The following is a 19732-nucleotide window of genomic DNA, read 5'->3' on the forward strand; positions in this document are numbered from 1 at the left end:
TGTGTGAAGACACACGTCACGGTATGGGGTGAGAACCGCCACGAGCAGCTCGAACCCCGGGTCGCCGAGATCTACCCGGACGGCATGCACAACGCCATCCGCCGGGGGATCGAAGGCTGGCTGGGTGACAAGGCGACCGTCGCCACGGCCACGCTGGACGATCCCGAGCACGGCCTGACCGAAGAGGTGCTCGCGAACACCGACGTGCTCATCTGGTGGGGCCACGCCGCCCACGCCGAGGTGGCCGACGAGGTGGTCGAGCGGGTGCACCGGCACGTCCTGTCGGGCATGGGGCTGGTGGTGCTGCACTCCGGCCACTGGTCGAAGATCTTCACCAAGCTCATGGGCACCACGTGCACGCTGCGCTGGCGCAGCGAGAACGACCGCGAGCTGGTCTGGACGGTGAACCCGACGCACCCCATCGCCCGCGGCATCCCGCACCCGATCGAGATCCCCGCTCAGGAGATGTACGGCGAGCAGTTCGACATCCCCACGCCCGACGAGCTGATCTTCATCAGCTCCTTCAGCGGCGGCGAGGTCTTCCGCAGCGGCTGCACCTTCCGGCGCGGCAACGGCAAGATCTTCTACTTCAGCCCCGGCGACCAGGACTATCCGGTCTACCACCACCCGGACGTGCTGCACGTCATCGCCAACGGCGCCGAGTGGGCGGCCGGCGACCGGTCGCGGCGCGAGCTGCCGATCCTGCTCCGCTACGAGACGGGCGACTTCTTCAACGGGCACGGCTACCGCGGCGCCCTCCACAACAAGGAGCACGCCGAGTGAGCAGTTTCGGCGCGCGCCCGCTCCGCGTCGTGCAGGTCGGCGCGGGCGCGATGGGCGTCGCCTGGATGCGGACCCTGGCCGCGTCCGGCGATGTCGAGCTGGTCGGGGTGGCCGACCTCGACGAGGATCGGGCGGCCCAGGCCGTGCGGTCCGTCGGTGTGGACGCCGCGGTCGGTGCCTCGCTCGGCGAGCTCCTGGCGACCGAGCCGGACGCCGTCGTGAACGTCACGATCCCGGAGGCCCATACCGCGGTGAACGTCGAGGCGCTGTTCGCCGGGCTGCCGGTGCTGTGCGAGAAGCCGGCCGCGCCGACCCTCGCCGAGGCGCTCGTCCAGGCCGCCGCCGCCGAGGCGACCGGGCGGTTACTGATGATCAGCCAGTCGCGCCGGTACTTCGCCGCTCTGGAGGCGTACCGGAGCCGGATCGCCGAGCTCGGCCCGATCGGGCTGCTCACCACCGGGTTCTTCCGCGCCCCGCGCTTCGGCGGCTTCCGCGACGAGATGGCGCAGCCGCTGCTGGTCGACATGGCCATCCACGCCTTCGACGCCGCCCGCCACCTGCTCGGCGCGGAGCCGGTCTCGGTCGGCTGCGAGAGCTGGAACCCGCCCTGGAGCTGGTACCGGGGCGACGCGGCGGCGACGGCGACCTTCCTGTTCGAGGAGGGCACCCGCTACGTGTTCACCGGCAGCTGGTGCGCGGAGGGGGCGGAGACGTCCTGGAACGGGGAGTGGCTGGCCAGCGGCGCCAAGGGCACCGCCACCTGGGACGGCGAGGACCGCGTCACGTCCAGCGCCGGCGGCGCCGTGGACGTGCCGCGAGGCGCCCGCGAGCAGATCGACGGGGCGCTCGCGGAGTTCGTGGCGGCGCTGCGCGCGGGGGTGGAGCCGCCCGGGGCCATCGCGGGCAACGTCCGCAGCCTCGCGATGGTCGAGGCGGCGGTCCGCTCCGCGGAGTCCGGTCAACGCGTCGAGATCGACGCGCTGCTGGACCGGGCCTACCACGAAGCGCTGTCCCACCCCGTACGCGAGGAGATCCGGACGCGGCTCGAGTCCTGGGGAACGGCGACGGCGGCGCTGCCGAGACAGCGGGCCGTCACGAGCTGACGAGCTCCTCCAGCGCGGCGGCAGCGGCGGTGAGGCCCGCGCGGATCGTCTCCGCGCGCGGCATCAGGTCGGGCTGCCGGCCGAGGAGCGCGACGGAGGCGCAGATCCGGCCGCCGCCGTCGCGCACGGGGACGGCGTACTCGGTGATGCCGTGCTCGAACTCGCCGTGGGCGGCCACCATGCCGTCCGGCCGGTCGCGGTCGTTGGCCGCGACCAGCTCCTCGGCCGAGTGGGCGGCGTTCGGGCCGCCCACCCCGATCAGCTCGTAGTCGGCGAGCAGGGCCGCGATCTCGTCGCGCGTGTGGTCCAGGAGCAGGGCGCGCCCGGCGCCGGTGCACCAGCAGGGGGTGACCAGGCTGGTCCGGGCGGGCCACTGCTCGGGCGCCGACTCCGCGCGCAGCAGCCGGACGAGCACGCCGTCGCGCACGGACAGGCGGGCGCTCGCGCCGTGCTCGATCGCCAGCCGGCGCAGGATCGGGCGGCTGCCGCCGAGCAGCCCGTGGTCGAGGGCGCGGGCCAGGGCGAAGAACTCGGCCGCGACGCGCAACGTGGCATCCTCGCGGCGTTCGAGCAGGCCCCGGTCGCACAGCTCCTGGGTGATCCGGGAGGCCTTGCTGGGGTCGATGCCGACCTCGTGGGCGAGCCTGGCGACGTTGAACCCGGACCGGCCGGAGGTCTCCCGTTCCAGGACCGTGTTGACGATGCGCAGGGCCGTGCGCAGCGAGGAGGCCGAGGCGGTCTGCGGCGGGTTCGCTGTCACATCCGCACTATAGCGAGGTGATCGCGGGCCGGCCGCAGGACAACCGCCCGCGGGGCGGTGCGGATCGGCAGCATCGGCGGTCATTTCGGCATGGTCGCGGTGACGCCCGCGCGGGCGAGGCTGGGCGCGGTCACAACGCGAAGGAGAAGCCGATGACCCGATACGACCTCGCCCTGATCGGATTCGGTGGCGTCAACCGGGCGCTCGCCCAACTGATCGCCGGACGCGGCGACGAGCTGGCCGCGGAGCTGGGATTCGCCCTGCGGGTGGTCGCCATCAGCGATCTGCGGGCCGGCTCGCTGGTGCGCGCCGACGGCATCGACCTGGCCCCGCTGCTCGCCGGCGAGCCGGCCTTCGCCGGGCTGCCCGGCGGCAGCGCCGATCCGCGTACCGAGCAGGTGATCCGCGGCGTGCCGTGCGACATCGTCGCCGAGGCCACGTTCACCAACCCCGCCGACGGCGAGCCGGCGCTCTCCCACGTGCGCTGGGCGCTGGAGGCCGGCAAGCACGTGTGCACCACCAACAAGGGCCCGGTGGCGCTGCACGGGCGCGCCCTGCGGCGGCTCGCCGCCGAGCACGGCGTCAGCTTCGAGTGCGAGGGCTCGGTGCTCAGCGGGACCCCGGTCCTGCGCACGGCGCGGCGGCTGCTCGCGGGCCTGCGGATCAGCGGCGTCGAGGGCATCATGAACGGCACCTCGAACTACATCCTGGGCCGGCTGGAAGACGGCGTGGACTTCCCCGAGGCCGTCAAGGAAGCCCAGGCCCTGGGCTACGCCGAGGCCGACCCCACCGCCGACGTCGAGGGCTTCGACGTCCAGCTCAAGGTCATGATCCTCGCGAACGAGGTCCTGGGCGCCGGCCTGCGCCGCGACGACGTCTCCGTGCGGGGCATCGCGCGGCTCACCCCGGCGGACATGCGCGATGCCGCCGCGCGGGGCCTGCGCTGGAAGCTGGTGGGCTCGGCCGCCCTGCGCGAGGACGGCACCGTCGACGCGCGGGTGGCGCCGGTCGCGCTGCCGGTGGAACATCCGCTGGCCTCGGTCAGCGGCCCGGCGAACGCGGTGTCCTTCCACACCGACCTGCTCGGCGCCGTCACCGTCTCCGGACCCGGCGCCGGGCGCGTGGAGACCGCCTACGCGCTGCTGTCCGACATCATCGCCATCCACCAGCGTCACGCCGTTCTCGAGGAGTCCCTCCATGGCTGACAGCATCCTCACCGCTCCCCGTGCCGGCACCGGCTTCATCGCCGTGCGCGACCCGTACACGGGGGAGATCATCGGATCGGTCCGCAACACTCCCGCGGACGCCGTCGGCGAGGTCATGGCCCGCGCCCGCCGCGGGCGCGTCACCGCCCAGGCCATGTCGCGGGCAGCACGCGCCGCCGTGCTGGACGGCGCGGCCCGCCTGGTCGCCGAGCGGAGCGAGTCCTTCGCCCGGCTGATCGTGGCCGAGGCGGGCAAGACCGTCAGGCAGGCCAGGAAGGAGACCGCCCGCGCGGTGAACACCCTGGCCCTGTCGGCCGCCGAGGCCCGCCGCAACGCCGGGGAGGTGCTGCCCTTCGACTCCTTCGAGGGGTCCGAGGGCCGCCAGGGCTGGTTCACCCGCGAGCCCCTGGGCATCATCGCCGCGATCACCCCGTACAACGACCCCCTCAACCTCGTCGCGCACAAGCTCGGCCCCGCCGTCGCCGGGGGCAACGCGGTCGTGCTCAAACCGTCCGAGCTGACGCCGCTGTCCGCGCTGCGGCTGGCCGACACCCTCGTCGAGGCGGGCCTGCCCGAGGAGGCGGTCACCGTCGTCAACGGCGACGCCGCCCTCGGCGCCGCGATCGTCGCCTCCCCTGAGGTGCGCATGGTCTCCTTCACCGGCGGTTTCGCCACCGGCGAGGCCATCGCGCGCTCGGCCGGGCTGAAGAAGCTCGCCATGGACCTCGGTGGCAACGCACCCGTCCTGGTCCTGGCCGACGCCGACCTCCCGCGCGCGGTGGACGCCTGCGTCTCCGGCGCGTTCTGGGCCGCGGGCCAGAACTGCGTCGGCACCCAGCGCGTCCTGGTCGCCCGCGAGGTGTACGCGGAGTTCCGCGCCGCGTTCGTCGCCAGGGCCGAGCGGCTGATCACGGGCGACCCCGGCGACGAGCGCACGGACGTCGGCCCCATGATCACTCCTGCCGCGGCGCTGGCCGCCAGGAGCAAGGCCGAGGAGGCCGTCGCGCGGGGCGCGGTGCTGCTGTGCGGCAACGGGCTCGACGGCGGACTCTACAGCCCGACGGTGCTGGAGAACGTCCCGGCCGGCAGCGCGCTCTGGCAGCAGGAGGCGTTCGCGCCGCTCGTGGTGCTGCAGCCGTTCGACACCTTCGAGGAGGCGCTGGCGCGCGCCAACGAGATCGACTACAGCCTCCACGCCGGGGTCTTCACCGCCAGCCTCGATCACGCCATGACGGCGGCCCGGCTGCTGGAAGCGGGCGGGGTCATGGTCAACGACTCCTCCGACTACCGGCTCGACGCCATGCCGTTCGGCGGGTTCAAGTACGGCAGCATGGGCCGCGAGGGCGTGCGCTTCGCGTTCGAGGAGATGACGCAGCCGAAGGTCGTGTGCATCAACGGCGGTTGACCACCTGCGACAGGGTGAGCGCCGTCACGGTGTCGCGTACGCCGGGCATCTGGGCGATCTGTTCCCAGATGCCCTTGACGCGTTCCAGCGTGGCGGCTTCGACGCGCACCATGAGGTCGAACTCCCCGCTGAGGACGTCGCAGATGACGACCTCCGGGATGCGCCTGAGCGCGGCCAGCACGTCGCCGCCGCGCATCCGGTCCTGCCGGTAGACCAGGACGAGCGCCGAGGCGACGTCCTCGTTGCCGTCGTCCCCGCGTACGAGCGTGTATCCGCGGATGTGTCCCCGGCGTTCCAGCCGGTCGATCCGCTGCCGTACGGCGTTGCGCGACAGCAGGACCCGCTGCCCGAGCTCCGCGTGGGAGAGGCGGGCGTTGCGGGTGAGCTCGGCGATGATCTTCTCGTCGATCGCGTCGAGGGGGCCTGGCCGATCCATTGCGGCATCCGTTTCCCACGTCGTGAAAGCCCCGGCGGGCAGGCGTCCGCCGGGGCTGCCACGCGCGCTCTCAGTCGGTCGGGCACAGGGCGAACACGCGGGCCGGGAACCCGGATCCGCCCTGGGGCTTGGGCCAGGTCGCCACGATCAGCGCGCCCGTCTCGGGCACCTGGTCGAGGCCGGCCATCAGCTCGATCTGCCACCGGTCCCGCGCCAGGACGTACAGCTCCAGGCTGAAGTCGCCCGCGGACGTGGCCGATCCCGGATCGGTGTCGGTCTGCTCATGGCCGATCGCGGTGACTCCGGCCTGCTCGAACAGGTACCGCAGCACCTCGGCCGACCAGCCGGGGGTGTGGCTGACCCCCGCCGCGTCCTTGTTGGCCATCGCGTCCCGGTCCGGCCAGCGCCGGCCCCAACCGGTCCGCAGCGCCACGAACGCCCCCGCGGGGATCTTCCCGTTGCGCCGCTCCCACGCCGCGACGTCCTCCATCGTCGGGGTGGCGTCCGGGTCGGTCTCCACCCGCGCGGTGATGTCGAGCACCACCAGCGGCAGGATCATCTCCTCCACCGGGATCTCGTCGACGGTCCGCGCGCCGGCCACGAAGTGCACGGGCGGGTCGACGTGCGTGCCCCACTGCCCGACGTGCGTGTACAGGTGGACGTTGAAGCCGTCCCCGCGATCCATGTCGAAGACCTTCTCGCGGCGCTCGTCCGGGAACGCGGCGAAGTGCGGCTGCCCGGCGTGGAAGGCGTGGGTGAGGTCCACGCAGGTCGCCTTCGCGGTGAGCTCGCGGTAGGCCGACCACAGAGGGGGTTCGACGGTGCTGTCCATGAGCTCAGTTCTCCTTCGTCTGGGCGGGGGCGGGACGCGTACGGCGGCCGTGTCGCAGGTGGTAATACAAGTAGCAGATCGCCACGAATGGGACGCCGAAGTACAAGGCGGCGACCTGGGCCGGGTCCAGTGCCACGCCGACCAGCGAGACCGCGCACAACCCGAACGCCAGGACCGGCACGACCGGGTAGAAGGGCGTGCGGTAGGCCAGGGTCCTCACGTCCCCGCCGGCCTTGAGGAACTTGCGCCGGTGGAAGAACTGCGAGGCCGCGATGGACATCCACACGCCCACCACGGCGAAGCCCGCGATCGACACCAGCGCGAGGTAGACGGTCTGGGCCGCGATCACGCTGGTGAGCAGGGAGGCGATGCCGCCCAGCATGCTGACCGCGAGCGCGGCCATGGGGATCCCGCGCTTGTTCAGGCGGCGCAGCGCCCGAGGGGCCTGGCCCTCCTCGGCGAGCGAGAACAGCATGCGGGCGCAGGAGTACAGCCCGCTGTTCCCGGCCGACAGCAGCGCCGTGATGATCACGAAGTTCATGACGTCGGGCGCGTAGGGGATGCCGATGGCGGAGAAGACGGTGACGAAGGGGCTCTGGTCGAGCCCGACCTGGTCGTACGGGATCATCGCGGCGATCACGGTGATCGAGCCGACGAAGAAGACCAGCAGCCGGAAGACCGTCACCCGCAGCGCCTTGGGGATCGCGGTCGCCGGGTCGTCGGTCTCGCCGGCGGCGACCCCGATGAGCTCGCAGCCGGAGAAGGCGTAGAAGGCGGCGAGGATGGTGACCAGGATGCCGGAGGCGGCGTGGGGGAACAGGCCCTGCGGCGTGTCGAAGTTCTGCAGCAGGGACGGGAACGCCTGGGAGCCGTCCGCGAGCGGGTGGAACCCGGCCAGGGCGGCTCCGCCGAGCACGATGAGCGCGACCACCGCGATGATCTTGATGAGAGAGAACCAGTACTCGGTCTCGCCGAAGACGCGGGCGGAGACGGCGTTGACGGCGAAGACGACCGCGGCGAAGACGGCGCACCACACCCAGACGCTGACCGAGGGGAACCAGCGCTGCATCAGCAGCCCGCAGGCGGTGAACTCCGAGCCCAGGGCGACCGCCCACGTCAGCCAGTACAGCCAGGCGGTGGTGAAACCGGTCGCCGGGTTGATCGCGCGGGAGGCGTAGACGTGGAAGGCGCCCGAGACGGGGTGGGCGACGGCGAGCTCGCCCAGGCAGGTCATGACGAGGTAGACGACGAAGGCGCCGACCAGGTACGCGAGCACCGCGCCGAGCGGGCCGGCCTGCGAGACGGTGTAGCCGGAGCTGAGGAACAGGCCGGAGCCGATGACGCCGCCCATCGCGATCATCACGAGGTGGCGGGTGGTCATCGAACGGCGCAGCGAGCCCTGGGGCGGGTGATCGGCCGTGGGCTCCGAGGTGGGTGGTGATATGGCCATGACAGTGTCCTCAAGGTCCTCATGAAGGGAAGGGGGCGAGCCGCTGATCAGGCCCGGAGGACGAGATCCAGGGGTGCGGAGAGCTCGATGACCGGGACCTCCCAGGGATGGGCGTCCATGATGCGGGACAGGACCCACGACACCTCGTCGTCTGTGGCGGAGGCGTCGATGTAGGTGGTGAAGGTGAGCGTGGGGGACAGGGAGCGGGCTCCGATCGCGCCCAGGGTCGGCGTGGCGCCGTGGACCGCGGTGAACCCCTCGGCGCCGATGCCCACCTCGAACACGTCGGTGTAGAGCCCGAAGTCCCCGACCTCCGGCGAGGTCTCCAGGACGTGGAGCAGTTCGCCCAGGGACGGGTCCGCCTCCAGGGCGGCGACGTCTCCGGCGGCCATGGCTGCCAGCGTCTGACGCGAGACGGGCCAGTACACCTTGATCGCCCGGACCGGACGGCGCCGGGCCGCCGCGCAGGCCTGCTCGTGGGGTGTGGAGGTCATCGTCGTGGACATGGCTTTCGCCGTCCCTTCTCGCGGTGGAGCCGTTGGAGAGATGCTAGACGTGCATATAGTGCATGGGAAGATGTAAATGCTGCACAATTTATGAAGAGTGCAGACGCAGTAAGGTGTCAGCGGGCGTGCGACGTGGCTGAGGGGTTCATGGAATCGAGCGTGGGCAAGGGCCTTGACGTTCTGACGGCGCTCGCGCGCCGGACCGCGGAAGGGCGCGGCCGGACCTCGATCAGTGACCTGGCCCGCGACATGGGCCGCGACCGCAGCCAGCTGTCCCGGGGGCTGGCCGCCATGGGTGACGAGGAGTTCGTCCTGCGCAACGGGTCGCGGGCACTGGCCCTGCACTGGCGGCTCTACGCCGGAGCCCAGGAGCTCACCGCGCACCGCCTGCGCACCGACGGGCAGACCGCCCTGGAAGGCATGACCGCCGAGACCGGCGAGAGCTGCTATCTCGGCATCCTCGTCGGCGACACGACCGTGACGATCGCCGAACGCGTCCCCCAGGGGAGCAAGCAGGTCGGCTCCTGGATCGGCCGTCCCTACCCGGCGTACTGCAGCGACTGCGGGCAGGTCCTGCTCAGCGACGCCGACGACGAGGAGGTCGCCGCGGTCTTCGCGCGCACCGACTTCGTCCGCCACGGGCCGAACACGCCCGCCGGCGTCGACGACTTCCTGCGGCGGCTCGCCGTCACCCGCGAGCGCGGCTACTCGATCGTCGACGAGGAGGCCGAACCCGGCCTGTACTCGGTCGCCGCCCCGGTCCGCGACTTCCGCGGCGAGGTGGCGGCGGCGGTCCAGGTCGTCGGGCCGCGGGTCCGCCTGTCCCCCCGGACGGCCGAGCTCGCGGCCACCGCGCTGCGCTGGGCCGGCCGGCTCGAGAACGCCCTGCGGGGAACCCCGGACCGGCGCTCTTGAGCCCTCCGCTCAGCCCGTGCCGGCCAGATCGGTGAGCGGGGCGGGCAGCCCCGCCCGGTCGGGGACCACGCCCGTGCCGTCGAAGAACGCCGTCCACGCGGCGGCCACGTCGGCCAGCGGATCGGCGTCGTGCACGACGTACGTCGCCGCCGAGCGCCCCGCGATCTCCGTCACCTCGGCCGGCCGGAGCTCTCCCCGTGGGATCGCCCGCACGTTGTGCAGTCTGTCGAGGCCCGCGACCAGCTCCGCGGCGCCGTCCCCCGCCACCACGACCACCGTACTGCTCAATCGCCGCATGGCGGGCAGTTTACTGCCGGCCCCTCCAACCGGGCGGGGAGCCCTCAGCGCGTACAGTCCTGCAGGTGGGAGGTGTGGCGATGCCCGAATGGCTGGAAGCGGGGATGTGGGGGCTGGTGGCCGGCGGGGCCCTGGTCCTGGGGGCCGTGATCGCCTGGTCGGTGCGAGTCCCGGCGCGCTGGATCGCCATGATCATGGCCTTCGGGGCCGGTGTCCTGATCTCGGCGCTGTCGTTCGAGCTGATGGACGAGGCCGAGCGCGCCGGCGGGTTCTTACCGGCTGCGGCCGGCTTCCTCGCCGGCGCCTGCGCCTACGTGGCGGCCAACGCGCTGCTGGCCCGGTACGGCGCGCGGCACCGCAAGCGTTCGGGCGATCAGCAGCCGAGCGAGGCCGACGTGCAGGGGAGCGGCGCGGCGATCGCCATCGGCGCCCTGCTCGACGGCGTGCCCGAGTCCGTGGTGCTCGGCCTGTCCCTCGTGGGCGGAGGGAAGATCGGGCTCGCCGTGCTCGCCGCGGTGTTCATCTCGAACGTGCCCGAAGGGCTCTCCAGCGCCGCCGGGATGAAACGCGCGGGCCGCGGCGCCCGCTACGTGTTCGGCATCTGGGGAGGGATCGCGCTGGCCAGCGGCCTGGCGGCGCTGCTCGGCAATCTGACCATGCAGTCCGCATCGCCCGCGTTCACCGCGGTGATCATGGGGGTGGCGGCGGGCGCGATCCTCGCCATGGTGGCCGACACGATGATCCCGGAGGCCTTCGAGCGCGCGCACACCCTCACGGGGCTCATCACGACGATCGGGTTCCTGGCGGCGTTCGCCATCGAGCGCTTGGTCGAGTGAGTCCTCACCGGCCGAGCCACCGGCGCGGAGCGCGAATCCGCACCCGGCCGTAGGGGAGCGTCCCGGTGACCAGGACATGCGGAGCGCCGGGACGCGGCCGGCCCGGCGCCTCGCAGGTCACCCTGCCCCATTCGGTGCGCACCCCGTCGGCGTTCGCGGTCGCGCCGCGCGGCAGGACGATCGTGGCGGACCCGCAAGCGAGCCGGAGGTCGATCTCGATCTCGGCATGCACGATGACGGCCCTGGACAGATCCAGCCGTACCTGGCCGTACTCGGACTCGATCCGCAAGCGGCGCGGGACCTGCCAGTCGCCCTCCCGCCTGATGCGGCCACCGGTGGAGCTCAGCTCCACCGTCTCGTCCGGGAGCTCCGGCAGGTCGGCGGTCGCCGCCACCAGGTCGCCGTGGGAGGTGGCGGTGAGCGCGAGTTCGAGCCGCTCCTCCATCTCGGCGGAGCCGAGCCGGCCGTCGGCGAAGGCCTGCTGAAGCCGTTGGACGACCATGTCACGGTCGCCGTCGGAGACTCGCGTCCGGAGTTCCATGGTTGCCTTCCTGCTCGGTCGGGGTGGCCTGCTCGCCGGTCAGAGGTCGAGGTCCTCGACGACCGGGCGTTCGGCGATCCTGGCGATGCGGTCGTGGAACTCGCCGGGGATCTTGCCGCGCAGCTCCTCGATCGTGCCGACGACCTCCACGGTGGCATCGCCCGGCACGAAGCTCCAGCTCGTCTCGCCCAGGCCGAGGTAGCCGAGCCAGGTGGTCACCCCGTCGTCGGACTCCGAGCCGCTCAGCCAGTCGGGCGACCGATCGACGTGCAGGACGAACGTGCCCTCGCCGGAGCGGTACACCCGGAACGTCTCCACCCGCCCGCTGCGGCTGGTGCGGCCCCACTCGCCGAGCAGCAGCCCCGAAAATCGCCGCTCGTCCCCGGCGACCTGGATGACGATCTCGTCGTAGCCCTGCCGGCGGCCCTCCTCCGTCTCGACGTAGCGCCGCAGCGCCTCGCTGATCGCCGCCGCCGGCGTGCCGCCGGCCAGGTCCTGCGCCCGCTCCAGCAGCGGCAGGTCCTCGTCCGGGATCTCGATCGTCGTGTTGCGCACCATGATCGCCCTCCTCTGTCTATACGTATAAGCCTACGTATAAGGTGGCCTGGTGGCAACCGGTTGCGCGGGTCAGAAGAGGCCTGGCTGCTCGCTCGGCCGGTGTGGTGGTCGTTTGGGCGCGAGGCCGCCGATGGCGTCGAGGTCGTACAGGGACCGCCAGCGCGTGCGGCCTCCCTCGGCCAGCAGGCGCCGCAGCAGCCGCACCGTCACCTCGGCGTCCGGCAGGGCCCGGTGGCGGCCGGCCGGGCGGGGGATGCCCAGGTGCGCGAGCAGGGTGTCCAGGCTGTGGGAGGGCAACCGTGGATACAGGTGGCGGGCCAGCCGTACGGTGTCGAGCAGCGGGACGGCGGCCAGCCGCGGGCACCACGCCCGCAGCCCGCCGATCAGCGCCGCCTCGGTCGCGGCATGATGGGCGACGAGCCGGTACGGCGGCGCCGTCAGGCGGTCGTCGAGGGCGGCGATGACCTGCTCGGCCGGTGGCGCGGTGGCGAGCATCGCCTCGGTGATGCCGGTCTGCCGCACGTCCCACGGGGTGACGGGCACGCCGGCCGGTGGCGCCATCAACGACTCGAACCGCCACACCTCGGCCAGGTCGCCGCCGCTCGCCTTGACGGCGCACACACCCACCTCGACCGGCACCAGGGGGCGTCCTTGTGGCGTCAGCCCCTCGAAGTCGATGACGACCAGGGTGTGGCGGGTGAAAACGGCGTCGCCGTACAGCGCTCCCCGTTCCTCCATCAGCTGTTCCCCGCCTGAGCGAATCCGCCGGCGCGGACGTGCCGCAGCCACCGGTTGAACGCCTGCCGGTAGCGCTCGCCGAGGTCGGCGGCCACCGCCACGCCGTTGTTCGGCACCGGCTCGGGCCCGTCGCCGGGTCGCCAGAGCGGCCCGCGCGGTTCGTAGGCGGGCACCGTGTCGCTCAGCCCGTCCCATTCGGCCACGGTGAGCCCGGCGGCCGCCAGCGCGGGGTCGTGGGTGGCGTCCACCAGCGTCCACCGGCCACCGATGCGGACCTCGCAGGCCGAGTGCACGTCCTCCCGGGAGATCAGCAGCCGAACCTCCTCCGGCCGGTCCGGCAGGTGGTACGGCCACCGGACCCGCCGGGCCTGGTGGCCGAGCGCGCGGAAACCCTCGATGAGGTAGGCGGATTTGGCCAGGCAGTCGCCGCGCCCGACCGTCATCAGCGTTTCGGCGTCATGGGCACCGTCGGTGGCGTACGGGACATTCCGTACGGCGAGGAACAAGGCGATCCGTGCAGCGGGCGCGTCCACGCGGTGACGGTACCCCGTCGCCCGTCCGCACATCCACGCAGAGAACCCACTGCGCAGCGGGCCGGGCGGTTCCGGAGCCGCGGGTTCAGAAGGTGAGGAGGGAATGGCAGTGGTGGGCCACGAACGAGGCCAGGCCGGGCACCAGCGCCACCGCCGCCGGCCCGCTCAGCAGCAGGGCCACGCTCGCCACTCCGGTCAGGCGCTCCACGCGCTTGAGCGGGGAGGCGGGGTTGAGCATGCGGCGTACGCGCAGGAGTGCGGTGTCGCCGCCGGCGCCGAGCGCGAACGCGGGCGCCCGGCCGGTGGCCAGGCCGACGAGCGCGGCGGCGATCTGCACCCGGGGATGGCGCCGCGCCGCGACATCGTCGGCCAGGAGCTCGATCAACCGGACGATCTCCGCCTTGGCCGCCTCGAACACGGGCACCCTCGGGAACGCCCTGGCCAGAGTGTGTGCCGCGGCGAGCGCCAGGTGGTGTCTGCCGCGCAGGTGGGCGCGCTCGTGCGCCAGGACGGCGGCGACCTGCTCGGGAGTGAGGCTGCGCAGGGCGCCGGTGGTGATGACGGTCTGGGCGTGCCTGCCCGGCAGGCAGTACGCCAGCCGCTCGTCGTGGTCGAGCACGATCGCGTCGAGGTCGCGGTCGCGCCGGCCGAGCAGGCCGAGCATCGCCGCGTGCGTACGTCGTTCCATGCCCGCCCTGGCCAGGACGGCGGCGCCGCACGAGAGCAGGCGTGCCAGCACCGCGCCCGCGGCCAGGAGCGCGCCCGCGCCGGCCACGGTCAGACCGTCTCCGTCCGACAACATCGCCGCGCACACCTCGAACAACCCGGCCAGCCCGTGCCCCACGACGTCGGCGGGCACGGCGAAGGCGAACGCGGTCAGGACGGCGGAGGCGACCACGGAGGCGCCGGCCGCCTGCCACATCGCGATCGCCAGCCGGGGCGCCCGGTCGGCCCAGCGCGCGGTCCGCATCAGCCGCGGCAGCCAGATCGCGGCGACCACCGTGTAGAGCGCCAGGACGGCGGCTGCGATCACGCCGACCCGCCCTTGGGCGGGAACACCTGCAGCGCCGCCTCCAGGGCGGTCGCCTCCTCGGGGGTGAGCCGTTCGAGGAAGTGCACCAGCGTGGCGGCCTGGTTGCCGCTGCCGGCCAGCGCGGCCCGCATCAGGTCGGCCGTGTAGGCCTCCTTGGAGGCGACCGGCTCGTAGATGTAGGCGCGGCGGACCGGCTCGCGCTTGAGCAGGCCCTTGGTGTGCAGCTTGTCCATCACCGTCATGACCGTCGTGTAGGCGATGGTGCGCTCCTGCTGCAGTTCTTCCAGCACGTCCCGGACGGAGGCAGGCTGCCGCCGGGCCCACATCCGCTCCATGATGGTGGACTCGAGCTCTCCTAGGCCGCGCATCATGCCCCGAATGCTATCCACGGTCGTAGTGCCGAGGATATGCCATACGGCGGAGGGGTATAGTCGGCCGTGTAAGCCGTACATAGGTGTACGAGTTAGAGAGGTCTTGGATGCCATCCATACAGGTGCGGTTGTCGGTGAACGGCCGCCGGCACGAGCTGGAGCTCGACACCCGCGTCAGCCTGCTCGACTGTCTGCGCGAACACCTCGCCCTGACCGGGACGAAGAAGGGGTGCGACCAGGGGGCCTGCGGCGCCTGCACGGTGCTGGTGGACGGCGAGCGGGTCAACTCCTGCCTCGTGCTGGCCGCCCAGTGCCAGGACGCGGAGATCACGACCATCGAGGGGCTCGGCGAGCCGGGGCGGGCGATGCGGGAGGCGTTCGTGCGTCACGACGGCCTGCAGTGCGGCTACTGCACGCCGGGGCAGATCTGCTCGGCGGTCGCCATGCTCGCCGAGTACGACGCGGGGGTGCCGAGCGCCGTGGCGGCGGCGAGCCTGACGGACGCCGAGATCAGGGAGCGGCTGGCCGGGAACCTGTGCCGGTGTGGCGCGTACAACGGGATCCTCGCCGCCGTGAGAGAGGCCGGCCGATGAACCCGTTCTCCTACGTCACCGCCACCGACCCGGCGTCGGCTCGCGCCCTCGCCGCCGAAGGGGCGAAATACCTGGCGGGCGGCACCAACCTCGTCGACCTGATGCGCGCGGGCGTCGAGACGCCGGAACGGCTGGTGGACATCGGCCGGCTGCCGCTGGCCGGAATCGAGGACCTGCCCGGCGGCGGGCTGCGGATCGGCGCCCTGACCCGCAACACGCGCGTGGCCGCCGACCGGCGGGTCCGCGACCGCTATCCGCTGCTGTCCCAGGCCATCCTGAACGGCGCCTCGCCCCAGCTGCGCAACCGGGCGACGGTGGGCGGCAACCTCCTGCAGCGCACCCGCTGCGGCTACTTCTACGACCCCCACTCGGCCTGCAACAAGCGCGAGCCGGGCGCCGGCTGCGACGCCCTCGACGGCTTCAACCGCATGCACGCCGTCCTCGGCGCGGACGAGAGCTGCATCGCCGTGCACCCGTCGGACATGTGCGTGGCCCTGGCCGCCCTCGACGCCGTGGTCAACATCGCCGGCCGCGACCCCGTGCCGCTGGTGGACTTCCACCTCCTCCCCGGGGACACCCCGCACGTCGAGACGGTGCTCCAGCCGGGCGAGCTGGTCACGTCGATCGACCTGCCACCCGTCCCTCCCAGCCGCTCGGTCTATCTGAAGGTCCGCGATCGGGCCAGTTACGCCTTCGCGCTGGTGAGCGTGGCCGTGTTCACCCACCTGGAGAACGGGCGGGCGAGCCGGGTGCGCATCGCGCTGGGCGGGGTCGCGCCCAAGCCGTGGCGCGCGTACGAGGCCGAACGGCTCCTGACCGGCACCTCGCTCGACGACCACCTCATCGACCAGGCCGCCGAGCTGGCCCTGGCGGACGCGCGGCCGCGCGAGCACAACGCGTTCAAGCCGGAGCTGGCCAGGCGTCTGATCCGGCGGGCCCTGAAGGGAGCCCTCTCGTGACCCTCGCATCCCGCGGCTTCACCCTCGCGAGCAAGGCGATGACCAGGCTGGCCAGGCTCCTCCCCGACGGGAAGCCCGACCTCCTGGCTCACCAGCGCGCCGAACTGGGCCGCCCCGCCGACAGGCTGGACGGCCACGCCAAGGCCGCGGGCGCCGTCCGCTACACGGCCGAACACCGGCTCCCCGGCCTCGTCCACGCCGTCGTGGTGGGCAGCACCATCGCCAGAGGCCGCGTCACCACCGTCCACATCCCTCCGGCGCCCGGCGTGCTGCTCGTGATGACCCACCACAACGCGCCCGCGATGAAGCGCACCGGCGCCTACGCCACCCTCCGTGGCCCGCTGGGCGCCGCCGCGATGAGCCTGCCCGTGCTCAACACCGACGAGATCTTCTGGTACGGCCAGCCCATCGCGGTGGTCGTCGCCGAGTCCCCGGAGCAGGCCAGGCACGCGGCCTCCCTGATCCACGCCGACTACGAGCGCTGGCCCGCCGCCCTGTCGATGACCGGGCAGAAGCCCTTCACGCCCGCGCACGCCGTACTGGAAGAACCGGTGACCAGGATCGGCGACCCTCGCACTGCCCGGGCCGCGGTCGCCGTCGAGGCCGAGTACGCCACGCCGCTCGAATACCACAACGCGATGGAGCCGCACGCCACCGTGGCCCACTGGGAGGGCGACCGGCTCACCGTCCACGACACCTCGCAATACCCCTACGGGGTAAAAGAGATGCTGGCCAGGAAGTTCTCGCTGCCCGAGGAGAACGTCCGCGTGCTCGCGCCGTTCATCGGCGGCGGCTTCGGCGGCAAGAGCGTGGCCTGGCCGCACGTCTGGCTCGCCGTGGCAGCGGCCAGGCTCTCCGGCCGCCCCGTCAGGCTCGTCCTGTCGCGCGCCGACATGTTCGCCATGACCGGTGGCCGGGCCCCGACCCGCAGCCGCGTCTCGCTCGGCGCCGACGCCTCCGGGCGGCTCACCGCGCTGGAACACCACGCCCTGTCGTCGTGCAGCGCCGACGAGTTCGCCGAGGCCGCGGTCATCGCCTCCCGGCATCTGTACGCCTGCCCCAACCTCCACAGCGCCCAGCAGGTGGTACGCCTGGACCGCATCCAGAACGCCTTCTTCCGCGGCCCCGGCGTCGCGCCCGGCTCCTTCGCCCTGGAGTCGGCCATGGACGAGCTGGCCTGCAAGCTCGGCCTCGATCCGCTCGAACTCCGCCTGCGCAACGAGCCCGACCTCGACCCGACCACCGGCAACCGCTTCACCAGCCGCCACCTGCGCGAGGCATACACCCTCGGCGCCGACGCGTTCGGCTGGTCGCGGCGCCCGCCCGCACCCCGCGCGATGCGCGACGGCCGCTGGCTCATCGGGTACGGCATGGCCGCCGCGATCAACCCGGATGCCGTGCTCATCGCCGGAGTCAAGCTCCGATTGTCCGCCGACGGCACGGTCACCGTCCGCAGCAGCACCAACGAACTGGGCGCCGGCACCTCGACCGCGCAGAGCCAGGCCACCGCCGACCGGCTCGGCCTGCCCCTCGACCGGGTCCGCTTCGAACAGGGCGACTCCGACGTGGCCAGGACCCGGATCCCCGGCGCCTCGGCCGCCACCACGACGCTCGCCTCCGCCATCTGGTCGGCCCGCGACCACCTCGTCCGCGAGCTGCTGAAACTGGCGCGCGGCACCGGTTCGCCCCTGGCCGGACTGTCGCCCGGGGAGGTGGAGACCCGCGACGGCGGCCTGTTCGGCCCCCGGGGAGGCGAGACCTATGGGCGCATCCTGGCCAGGGCCGGGCTGGACGCGGTGGAGGTGGAGGGAAAGTCGGCGCTCCCGTACCAGACGATCAAGCGCGGCACCTACTCCTACGGCGCGCACTTCTGTGAGGTGCGGGTGGACGAGGACACCGGCGAGACGCGCGTCACGCGCTGGGCCGGGGCGTTCGACGGCGGCCGGATCGTCAACCCCAAGCAGGCCGCCGGCCAGATGCGCGGCGGGATCATCATGGGCATCGGCATGGCGCTGACCGAGGAGGCGCTGCTCGACGAGCGTACGGGCCTGATCGTCAACCACAGCCTGGCCGACTATCACGTGCCCACGCACGCCGACGTGCCCGACATCGACATCCGCTTCGTCGACCGGCCGGACCCGCAGACCCCGCTGGGCGCCAAGGGCATCGGCGAGCTCGGCATCGTGGGCGTGGCGGCCGCCGTCGCCAACGCCGTCCACCACGCGACCGGCAAACGCGTCCGATCCCTGCCCATCACCCCGGACAAACTCATGGTTTGAATACGGTAGGGGGGTATGGTACGTTGCAGGAGTCGGAAAGGGGGAGACATGGTCGGATACAGCGACAACAAGCAGGACCAGCTGCGCCGGCTGCGCCGGATCGAGGGTCAGGTGCGGGGGCTGCAGCGGATGGTCGAGGACGACAAGTACTGCATCGACATCCTCACGCAGGTGTCGGCGGCGACCAGTGCCCTGCAGTCGGTCGCGATCTCCTTGCTGGAGGATCATCTGGCCCACTGTGTCGCCGATGCCGCCGCCCAGGGCGGGCCGGAGGCTCAGGCGAAGGTCAAAGAGGCTTCCGACGCGATCGCGCGGCTCGTTCGTTCTTGATGGACATCACTGGAGAGGGTTGATCGTTATGGCTACCGCTATCTACACCGTCAAGGGCATGACCTGCGGTCACTGTGTGAGTTCGGTGGAGGAGGAGGTCGGTGGGGTGTCCGGGGTCACCTCGGTGGAGGTGGACCTGGCCAGTGGCCTGCTGACCGTGAACAGTGACGGCCCGGTGGACGCGGCGGAGATCGTTGCGGCCGTGGAGGAAGCGGGCTATGAGGTGGCGAGTCCGGTATGAACGCGGCAACCAGGCTGGGTGCTTACGTCGTGGGGTTGGCCGTCGTCTTCGGCGGCGCCCTGGGGGTCGGGAACGCGGTGGGGGAGGTCGGCCCCGCCCCGGCTCCGGCTTCGGAACACGGGACGACCCATTCGACTCCCGCCGCCGCCGACAGTCATGGCGGTCATGCGGAGCCCACCGCGGCAGCGCAGGACAATACCCCCGGGGGGCTTCAGGTGTCGCAGAGTGGCTACACCCTGACCCCGTTGACCACCGTCAAGGCCGGTGAGCCGACGGATTTCCGTTTCACGGTGACGGGTCCTGACGGCAGGCCGGTGACCGATTATCAGGTCGAGCATGACAAGAAGCTGCATTTCATCGTGGTGTCGCGGGACTTGGGGTCATTCCAGCATGTGCATCCGGAGATGGCCGCTGATGGTGTGTGGTCGGTGAAGCTGACGCTGGATGATCCGGGCGCTTATCGGGCTTTCGCCGATTTCGTTCCTGCCGGGGGGAGTGGTCTGACGTTGGGTGCGGATCTGCTGGTCGCGGGCGACTACACGCCGCAGCCTCTTGCCCGGGTGGCTCGTACGGCTGAGGTGGACGGCTACACGGTGTCCCTGCAGGGTGATCTCGTGCCGGGGCAGGCGAGCAGGCTGACGCTGAGCGTGAGCAAGGACGGCAAGCCGGTGACCGATCTGCAGCGGTATCTGGGGGCGTACGGGCATCTGGTGGCGTTGCGGGCCGGTGATCTGGCCTACCTGCACGTGCATCCGGAGGACAGTGTCAAGGCGGGGCCGGAGATCACCTTCTACGCGGAGGTGCCCAGCGGCGGTGACTACCGGCTGTTTTTGGACTTCCAGCATGACGGCAAGGTCCGCACCGCGGACTTCACCGCCCGGGCGACCGGTGCCGGACCGGCCCACCCGAGCACCAGCGCCCACACGCACTGATTCAGGAAAAGGAGGGGTGATGACTTCCCTGGCCCAGGACAGATCCGTCGAGCTGTCGATCGGTGGCATGACCTGCGCGTCCTGCGCGAACCGGAT

24 protein-coding genes are annotated in these 19732 nt (G+C 72.1%); 12 read left to right on the forward strand and 12 right to left on the reverse strand.

Translation table 11 applies throughout. The annotated features are described in order from the left end of the window. Positions 1–3: 3 nt before the first annotated feature. Together ACIBI9_RS05920 and ACIBI9_RS05925 are read left to right on the forward strand one after the other, a co-directional pair. Entirely contained in the window at positions 4–783 is a 780-nt protein-coding gene (locus ACIBI9_RS05920; RefSeq protein WP_394492744.1) for a ThuA domain-containing protein, read from the forward strand. Then, complete coding sequence (locus tag ACIBI9_RS05925) at positions 780–1886, forward strand: Gfo/Idh/MocA family protein (protein ID WP_397220785.1); 1107 nt, start codon at positions 780–782, stop codon at positions 1884–1886. The genes ACIBI9_RS05920 and ACIBI9_RS05925 overlap by 4 nt, the downstream gene beginning before the upstream one ends. On the opposite strand, the gene ACIBI9_RS05930 is transcribed toward ACIBI9_RS05925, so the two are convergent. Further along, positions 1876–2646, reverse strand: a complete 771-nt coding sequence (locus ACIBI9_RS05930) for an IclR family transcriptional regulator C-terminal domain-containing protein (RefSeq protein WP_397220786.1) — start codon at positions 2644–2646, stop codon at positions 1876–1878. The genes ACIBI9_RS05925 and ACIBI9_RS05930 overlap by 11 nt on opposite strands. A 152-nt stretch (positions 2647–2798) precedes the next feature. Between ACIBI9_RS05930 and ACIBI9_RS05935 the strand changes: the two genes are divergently transcribed. Beyond that, a complete protein-coding gene (locus ACIBI9_RS05935; RefSeq protein ID WP_397220787.1) occupies positions 2799–3851 on the forward strand; it encodes a homoserine dehydrogenase in 1053 nt (350 codons plus the stop codon). Then, on the forward strand, positions 3844–5256 hold the full coding sequence (locus ACIBI9_RS05940) for an aldehyde dehydrogenase family protein (protein ID WP_397220788.1): 1413 nt from the start codon (positions 3844–3846) through the stop codon (positions 5254–5256). Before ACIBI9_RS05935 ends, ACIBI9_RS05940 begins: the two co-directional genes overlap by 8 nt. Here the strand turns inward: ACIBI9_RS05940 and ACIBI9_RS05945 are convergent. The 4 genes from ACIBI9_RS05945 to ACIBI9_RS05960 form a co-directional block, all read right to left on the reverse strand. Beyond that, positions 5243–5692 carry an Lrp/AsnC family transcriptional regulator gene (locus ACIBI9_RS05945; protein WP_397220789.1) on the reverse strand — a complete coding sequence of 150 codons (450 nt, stop codon included), beginning with the start codon at positions 5690–5692 and terminating at the stop codon, positions 5243–5245. The genes ACIBI9_RS05940 and ACIBI9_RS05945 overlap by 14 nt on opposite strands. Positions 5693–5762: 70 nt before the next feature. Next, on the reverse strand, positions 5763–6524 hold the full coding sequence (locus ACIBI9_RS05950; RefSeq protein ID WP_397220790.1) for a cyclase family protein: 762 nt from the start codon (positions 6522–6524) through the stop codon (positions 5763–5765). Between the two features lie 4 nt (positions 6525–6528). Next, positions 6529–7974: an amino acid permease gene (locus ACIBI9_RS05955; protein ID WP_397220791.1), complete on the reverse strand. Its 1446-nt coding sequence runs from the start codon at positions 7972–7974 to the stop codon at positions 6529–6531. A gap of 47 nt (positions 7975–8021) precedes the next feature. Then, positions 8022–8480 (reverse strand): hypothetical protein, encoded by a 459-nt coding sequence (locus ACIBI9_RS05960; RefSeq protein ID WP_397220792.1) that lies wholly within the window; start codon positions 8478–8480, stop codon positions 8022–8024. A gap of 147 nt (positions 8481–8627) precedes the next feature. On the opposite strand from ACIBI9_RS05960, the gene ACIBI9_RS05965 reads away from it, so the two are divergent. Further along, the gene (locus ACIBI9_RS05965; RefSeq protein WP_397220793.1) at positions 8628–9395 is read left to right on the forward strand and encodes an IclR family transcriptional regulator; all 768 of its coding nucleotides are present in this window, start codon (positions 8628–8630) and stop codon (positions 9393–9395) included. Positions 9396–9404: 9 nt separating this feature from the next. On the opposite strand, the gene ACIBI9_RS05970 is transcribed toward ACIBI9_RS05965, so the two are convergent. Further along, on the reverse strand, positions 9405–9692 hold the full coding sequence (locus tag ACIBI9_RS05970; RefSeq protein WP_397220794.1) for a hypothetical protein: 288 nt from the start codon (positions 9690–9692) through the stop codon (positions 9405–9407). A gap of 80 nt (positions 9693–9772) precedes the next feature. Between ACIBI9_RS05970 and ACIBI9_RS05975 the strand changes: the two genes are divergently transcribed. After that, positions 9773–10528 carry a ZIP family metal transporter gene (locus ACIBI9_RS05975; RefSeq protein ID WP_397220795.1) on the forward strand — a complete coding sequence of 252 codons (756 nt, stop codon included), beginning with the start codon at positions 9773–9775 and terminating at the stop codon, positions 10526–10528. A gap of 4 nt (positions 10529–10532) precedes the next feature. Here the strand turns inward: ACIBI9_RS05975 and ACIBI9_RS05980 are convergent, their stop codons facing one another. From ACIBI9_RS05980 to ACIBI9_RS06005, 6 genes are all read right to left on the reverse strand, one after another. Further along, the gene (locus ACIBI9_RS05980; RefSeq protein WP_397220796.1) at positions 10533–11069 is read right to left on the reverse strand and encodes a DUF1707 domain-containing protein; all 537 of its coding nucleotides are present in this window, start codon (positions 11067–11069) and stop codon (positions 10533–10535) included. Between the two features lie 39 nt (positions 11070–11108). Next, positions 11109–11627 (reverse strand): EXLDI protein, encoded by a 519-nt coding sequence (locus ACIBI9_RS05985; protein WP_397220797.1) that lies wholly within the window; start codon positions 11625–11627, stop codon positions 11109–11111. Positions 11628–11696: 69 nt separating this feature from the next. After that, a complete protein-coding gene (locus tag ACIBI9_RS05990; RefSeq protein ID WP_397220798.1) occupies positions 11697–12365 on the reverse strand; it encodes a PolC-type DNA polymerase III in 669 nt (222 codons plus the stop codon). Next, positions 12365–12898, reverse strand: coding sequence for a transglutaminase domain-containing protein (locus ACIBI9_RS05995; protein WP_397220799.1), 534 nt, complete (start codon positions 12896–12898; stop codon positions 12365–12367). The genes ACIBI9_RS05990 and ACIBI9_RS05995 overlap by 1 nt, the downstream gene beginning before the upstream one ends. 85 nt (positions 12899–12983) lie before the next feature. After that, the gene (locus tag ACIBI9_RS06000; protein ID WP_397220800.1) at positions 12984–13931 is read right to left on the reverse strand and encodes a M56 family metallopeptidase; all 948 of its coding nucleotides are present in this window, start codon (positions 13929–13931) and stop codon (positions 12984–12986) included. Next, positions 13928–14302 carry a BlaI/MecI/CopY family transcriptional regulator gene (locus ACIBI9_RS06005; RefSeq protein ID WP_387559214.1) on the reverse strand — a complete coding sequence of 125 codons (375 nt, stop codon included), beginning with the start codon at positions 14300–14302 and terminating at the stop codon, positions 13928–13930. The genes ACIBI9_RS06000 and ACIBI9_RS06005 overlap by 4 nt, the downstream gene beginning before the upstream one ends. Positions 14303–14409: 107 nt before the next feature. On the opposite strand from ACIBI9_RS06005, the gene ACIBI9_RS06010 reads away from it, so the two are divergent. Genes ACIBI9_RS06010 through ACIBI9_RS06035 form a run of 6 tightly spaced genes read left to right on the forward strand, consistent with a single transcriptional unit; the run spans position 14410 to position 19636 of the window. After that, on the forward strand, positions 14410–14895 hold the full coding sequence (locus ACIBI9_RS06010; protein ID WP_397220801.1) for a 2Fe-2S iron-sulfur cluster-binding protein: 486 nt from the start codon (positions 14410–14412) through the stop codon (positions 14893–14895). After that, positions 14892–15854 carry an FAD binding domain-containing protein gene (locus tag ACIBI9_RS06015; RefSeq protein WP_397220802.1) on the forward strand — a complete coding sequence of 321 codons (963 nt, stop codon included), beginning with the start codon at positions 14892–14894 and terminating at the stop codon, positions 15852–15854. Before ACIBI9_RS06010 ends, ACIBI9_RS06015 begins: the two co-directional genes overlap by 4 nt. After that, a complete protein-coding gene (locus ACIBI9_RS06020; protein ID WP_397220803.1) occupies positions 15851–18133 on the forward strand; it encodes a xanthine dehydrogenase family protein molybdopterin-binding subunit in 2283 nt (760 codons plus the stop codon). The genes ACIBI9_RS06015 and ACIBI9_RS06020 overlap by 4 nt, the downstream gene beginning before the upstream one ends. A gap of 48 nt (positions 18134–18181) precedes the next feature. After that, positions 18182–18463, forward strand: a complete 282-nt coding sequence (locus tag ACIBI9_RS06025; RefSeq protein WP_397220804.1) for a metal-sensitive transcriptional regulator — start codon at positions 18182–18184, stop codon at positions 18461–18463. A 28-nt stretch (positions 18464–18491) separates the two neighbouring features. After that, positions 18492–18704 (forward strand): heavy-metal-associated domain-containing protein, encoded by a 213-nt coding sequence (locus tag ACIBI9_RS06030; RefSeq protein WP_397220805.1) that lies wholly within the window; start codon positions 18492–18494, stop codon positions 18702–18704. Next, positions 18701–19636, forward strand: coding sequence for a hypothetical protein (locus tag ACIBI9_RS06035; RefSeq protein WP_397220806.1), 936 nt, complete (start codon positions 18701–18703; stop codon positions 19634–19636). Before ACIBI9_RS06030 ends, ACIBI9_RS06035 begins: the two co-directional genes overlap by 4 nt. Positions 19637–19732: the final 96 nt, after the last annotated feature.

The sequence above is a fragment of the Nonomuraea sp. NPDC050451 genome, assembly GCF_044458585.1.

Excerpts from the sequence above, each read along its gene's own strand:
- ACIBI9_RS05940 (WP_397220788.1), top strand. The coding sequence starts at position 3,844 with ATGGCTGACAGCATCCTCACCGCTCCCCGTGCCGGCACCGGCTTCATC.
- ACIBI9_RS05935 (WP_397220787.1), top strand. The coding sequence starts at position 2,799 with ATGACCCGATACGACCTCGCCCTGATCGGATTCGGTGGCGTCAACCGG.
- ACIBI9_RS05990 (WP_397220798.1), bottom strand. The coding sequence starts at position 12,365 with ATGGAGGAACGGGGAGCGCTGTACGGCGACGCCGTTTTCACCCGCCAC.
- ACIBI9_RS05945 (WP_397220789.1), bottom strand. The coding sequence starts at position 5,692 with ATGGATCGGCCAGGCCCCCTCGACGCGATCGACGAGAAGATCATCGCC.
- ACIBI9_RS06010 (WP_397220801.1), top strand. The coding sequence starts at position 14,410 with ATGCCATCCATACAGGTGCGGTTGTCGGTGAACGGCCGCCGGCACGAG.
- ACIBI9_RS05955 (WP_397220791.1), bottom strand. The coding sequence starts at position 7,974 with ATGGCCATATCACCACCCACCTCGGAGCCCACGGCCGATCACCCGCCC.
- ACIBI9_RS06025 (WP_397220804.1), top strand. The coding sequence starts at position 18,182 with ATGGTCGGATACAGCGACAACAAGCAGGACCAGCTGCGCCGGCTGCGC.
- ACIBI9_RS05950 (WP_397220790.1), bottom strand. The coding sequence starts at position 6,524 with ATGGACAGCACCGTCGAACCCCCTCTGTGGTCGGCCTACCGCGAGCTC.
- ACIBI9_RS05960 (WP_397220792.1), bottom strand. The coding sequence starts at position 8,480 with ATGTCCACGACGATGACCTCCACACCCCACGAGCAGGCCTGCGCGGCG.
- ACIBI9_RS05985 (WP_397220797.1), bottom strand. The coding sequence starts at position 11,627 with ATGGTGCGCAACACGACGATCGAGATCCCGGACGAGGACCTGCCGCTG.
- ACIBI9_RS06030 (WP_397220805.1), top strand. The coding sequence starts at position 18,492 with ATGGCTACCGCTATCTACACCGTCAAGGGCATGACCTGCGGTCACTGT.
- ACIBI9_RS06005 (WP_387559214.1), bottom strand. The coding sequence starts at position 14,302 with ATGATGCGCGGCCTAGGAGAGCTCGAGTCCACCATCATGGAGCGGATG.
- ACIBI9_RS05975 (WP_397220795.1), top strand. The coding sequence starts at position 9,773 with ATGCCCGAATGGCTGGAAGCGGGGATGTGGGGGCTGGTGGCCGGCGGG.
- ACIBI9_RS05980 (WP_397220796.1), bottom strand. The coding sequence starts at position 11,069 with ATGGAACTCCGGACGCGAGTCTCCGACGGCGACCGTGACATGGTCGTC.
- ACIBI9_RS05970 (WP_397220794.1), bottom strand. The coding sequence starts at position 9,692 with ATGCGGCGATTGAGCAGTACGGTGGTCGTGGTGGCGGGGGACGGCGCC.
- ACIBI9_RS06035 (WP_397220806.1), top strand. The coding sequence starts at position 18,701 with ATGAACGCGGCAACCAGGCTGGGTGCTTACGTCGTGGGGTTGGCCGTC.
- ACIBI9_RS05965 (WP_397220793.1), top strand. The coding sequence starts at position 8,628 with ATGGAATCGAGCGTGGGCAAGGGCCTTGACGTTCTGACGGCGCTCGCG.
- ACIBI9_RS06015 (WP_397220802.1), top strand. The coding sequence starts at position 14,892 with ATGAACCCGTTCTCCTACGTCACCGCCACCGACCCGGCGTCGGCTCGC.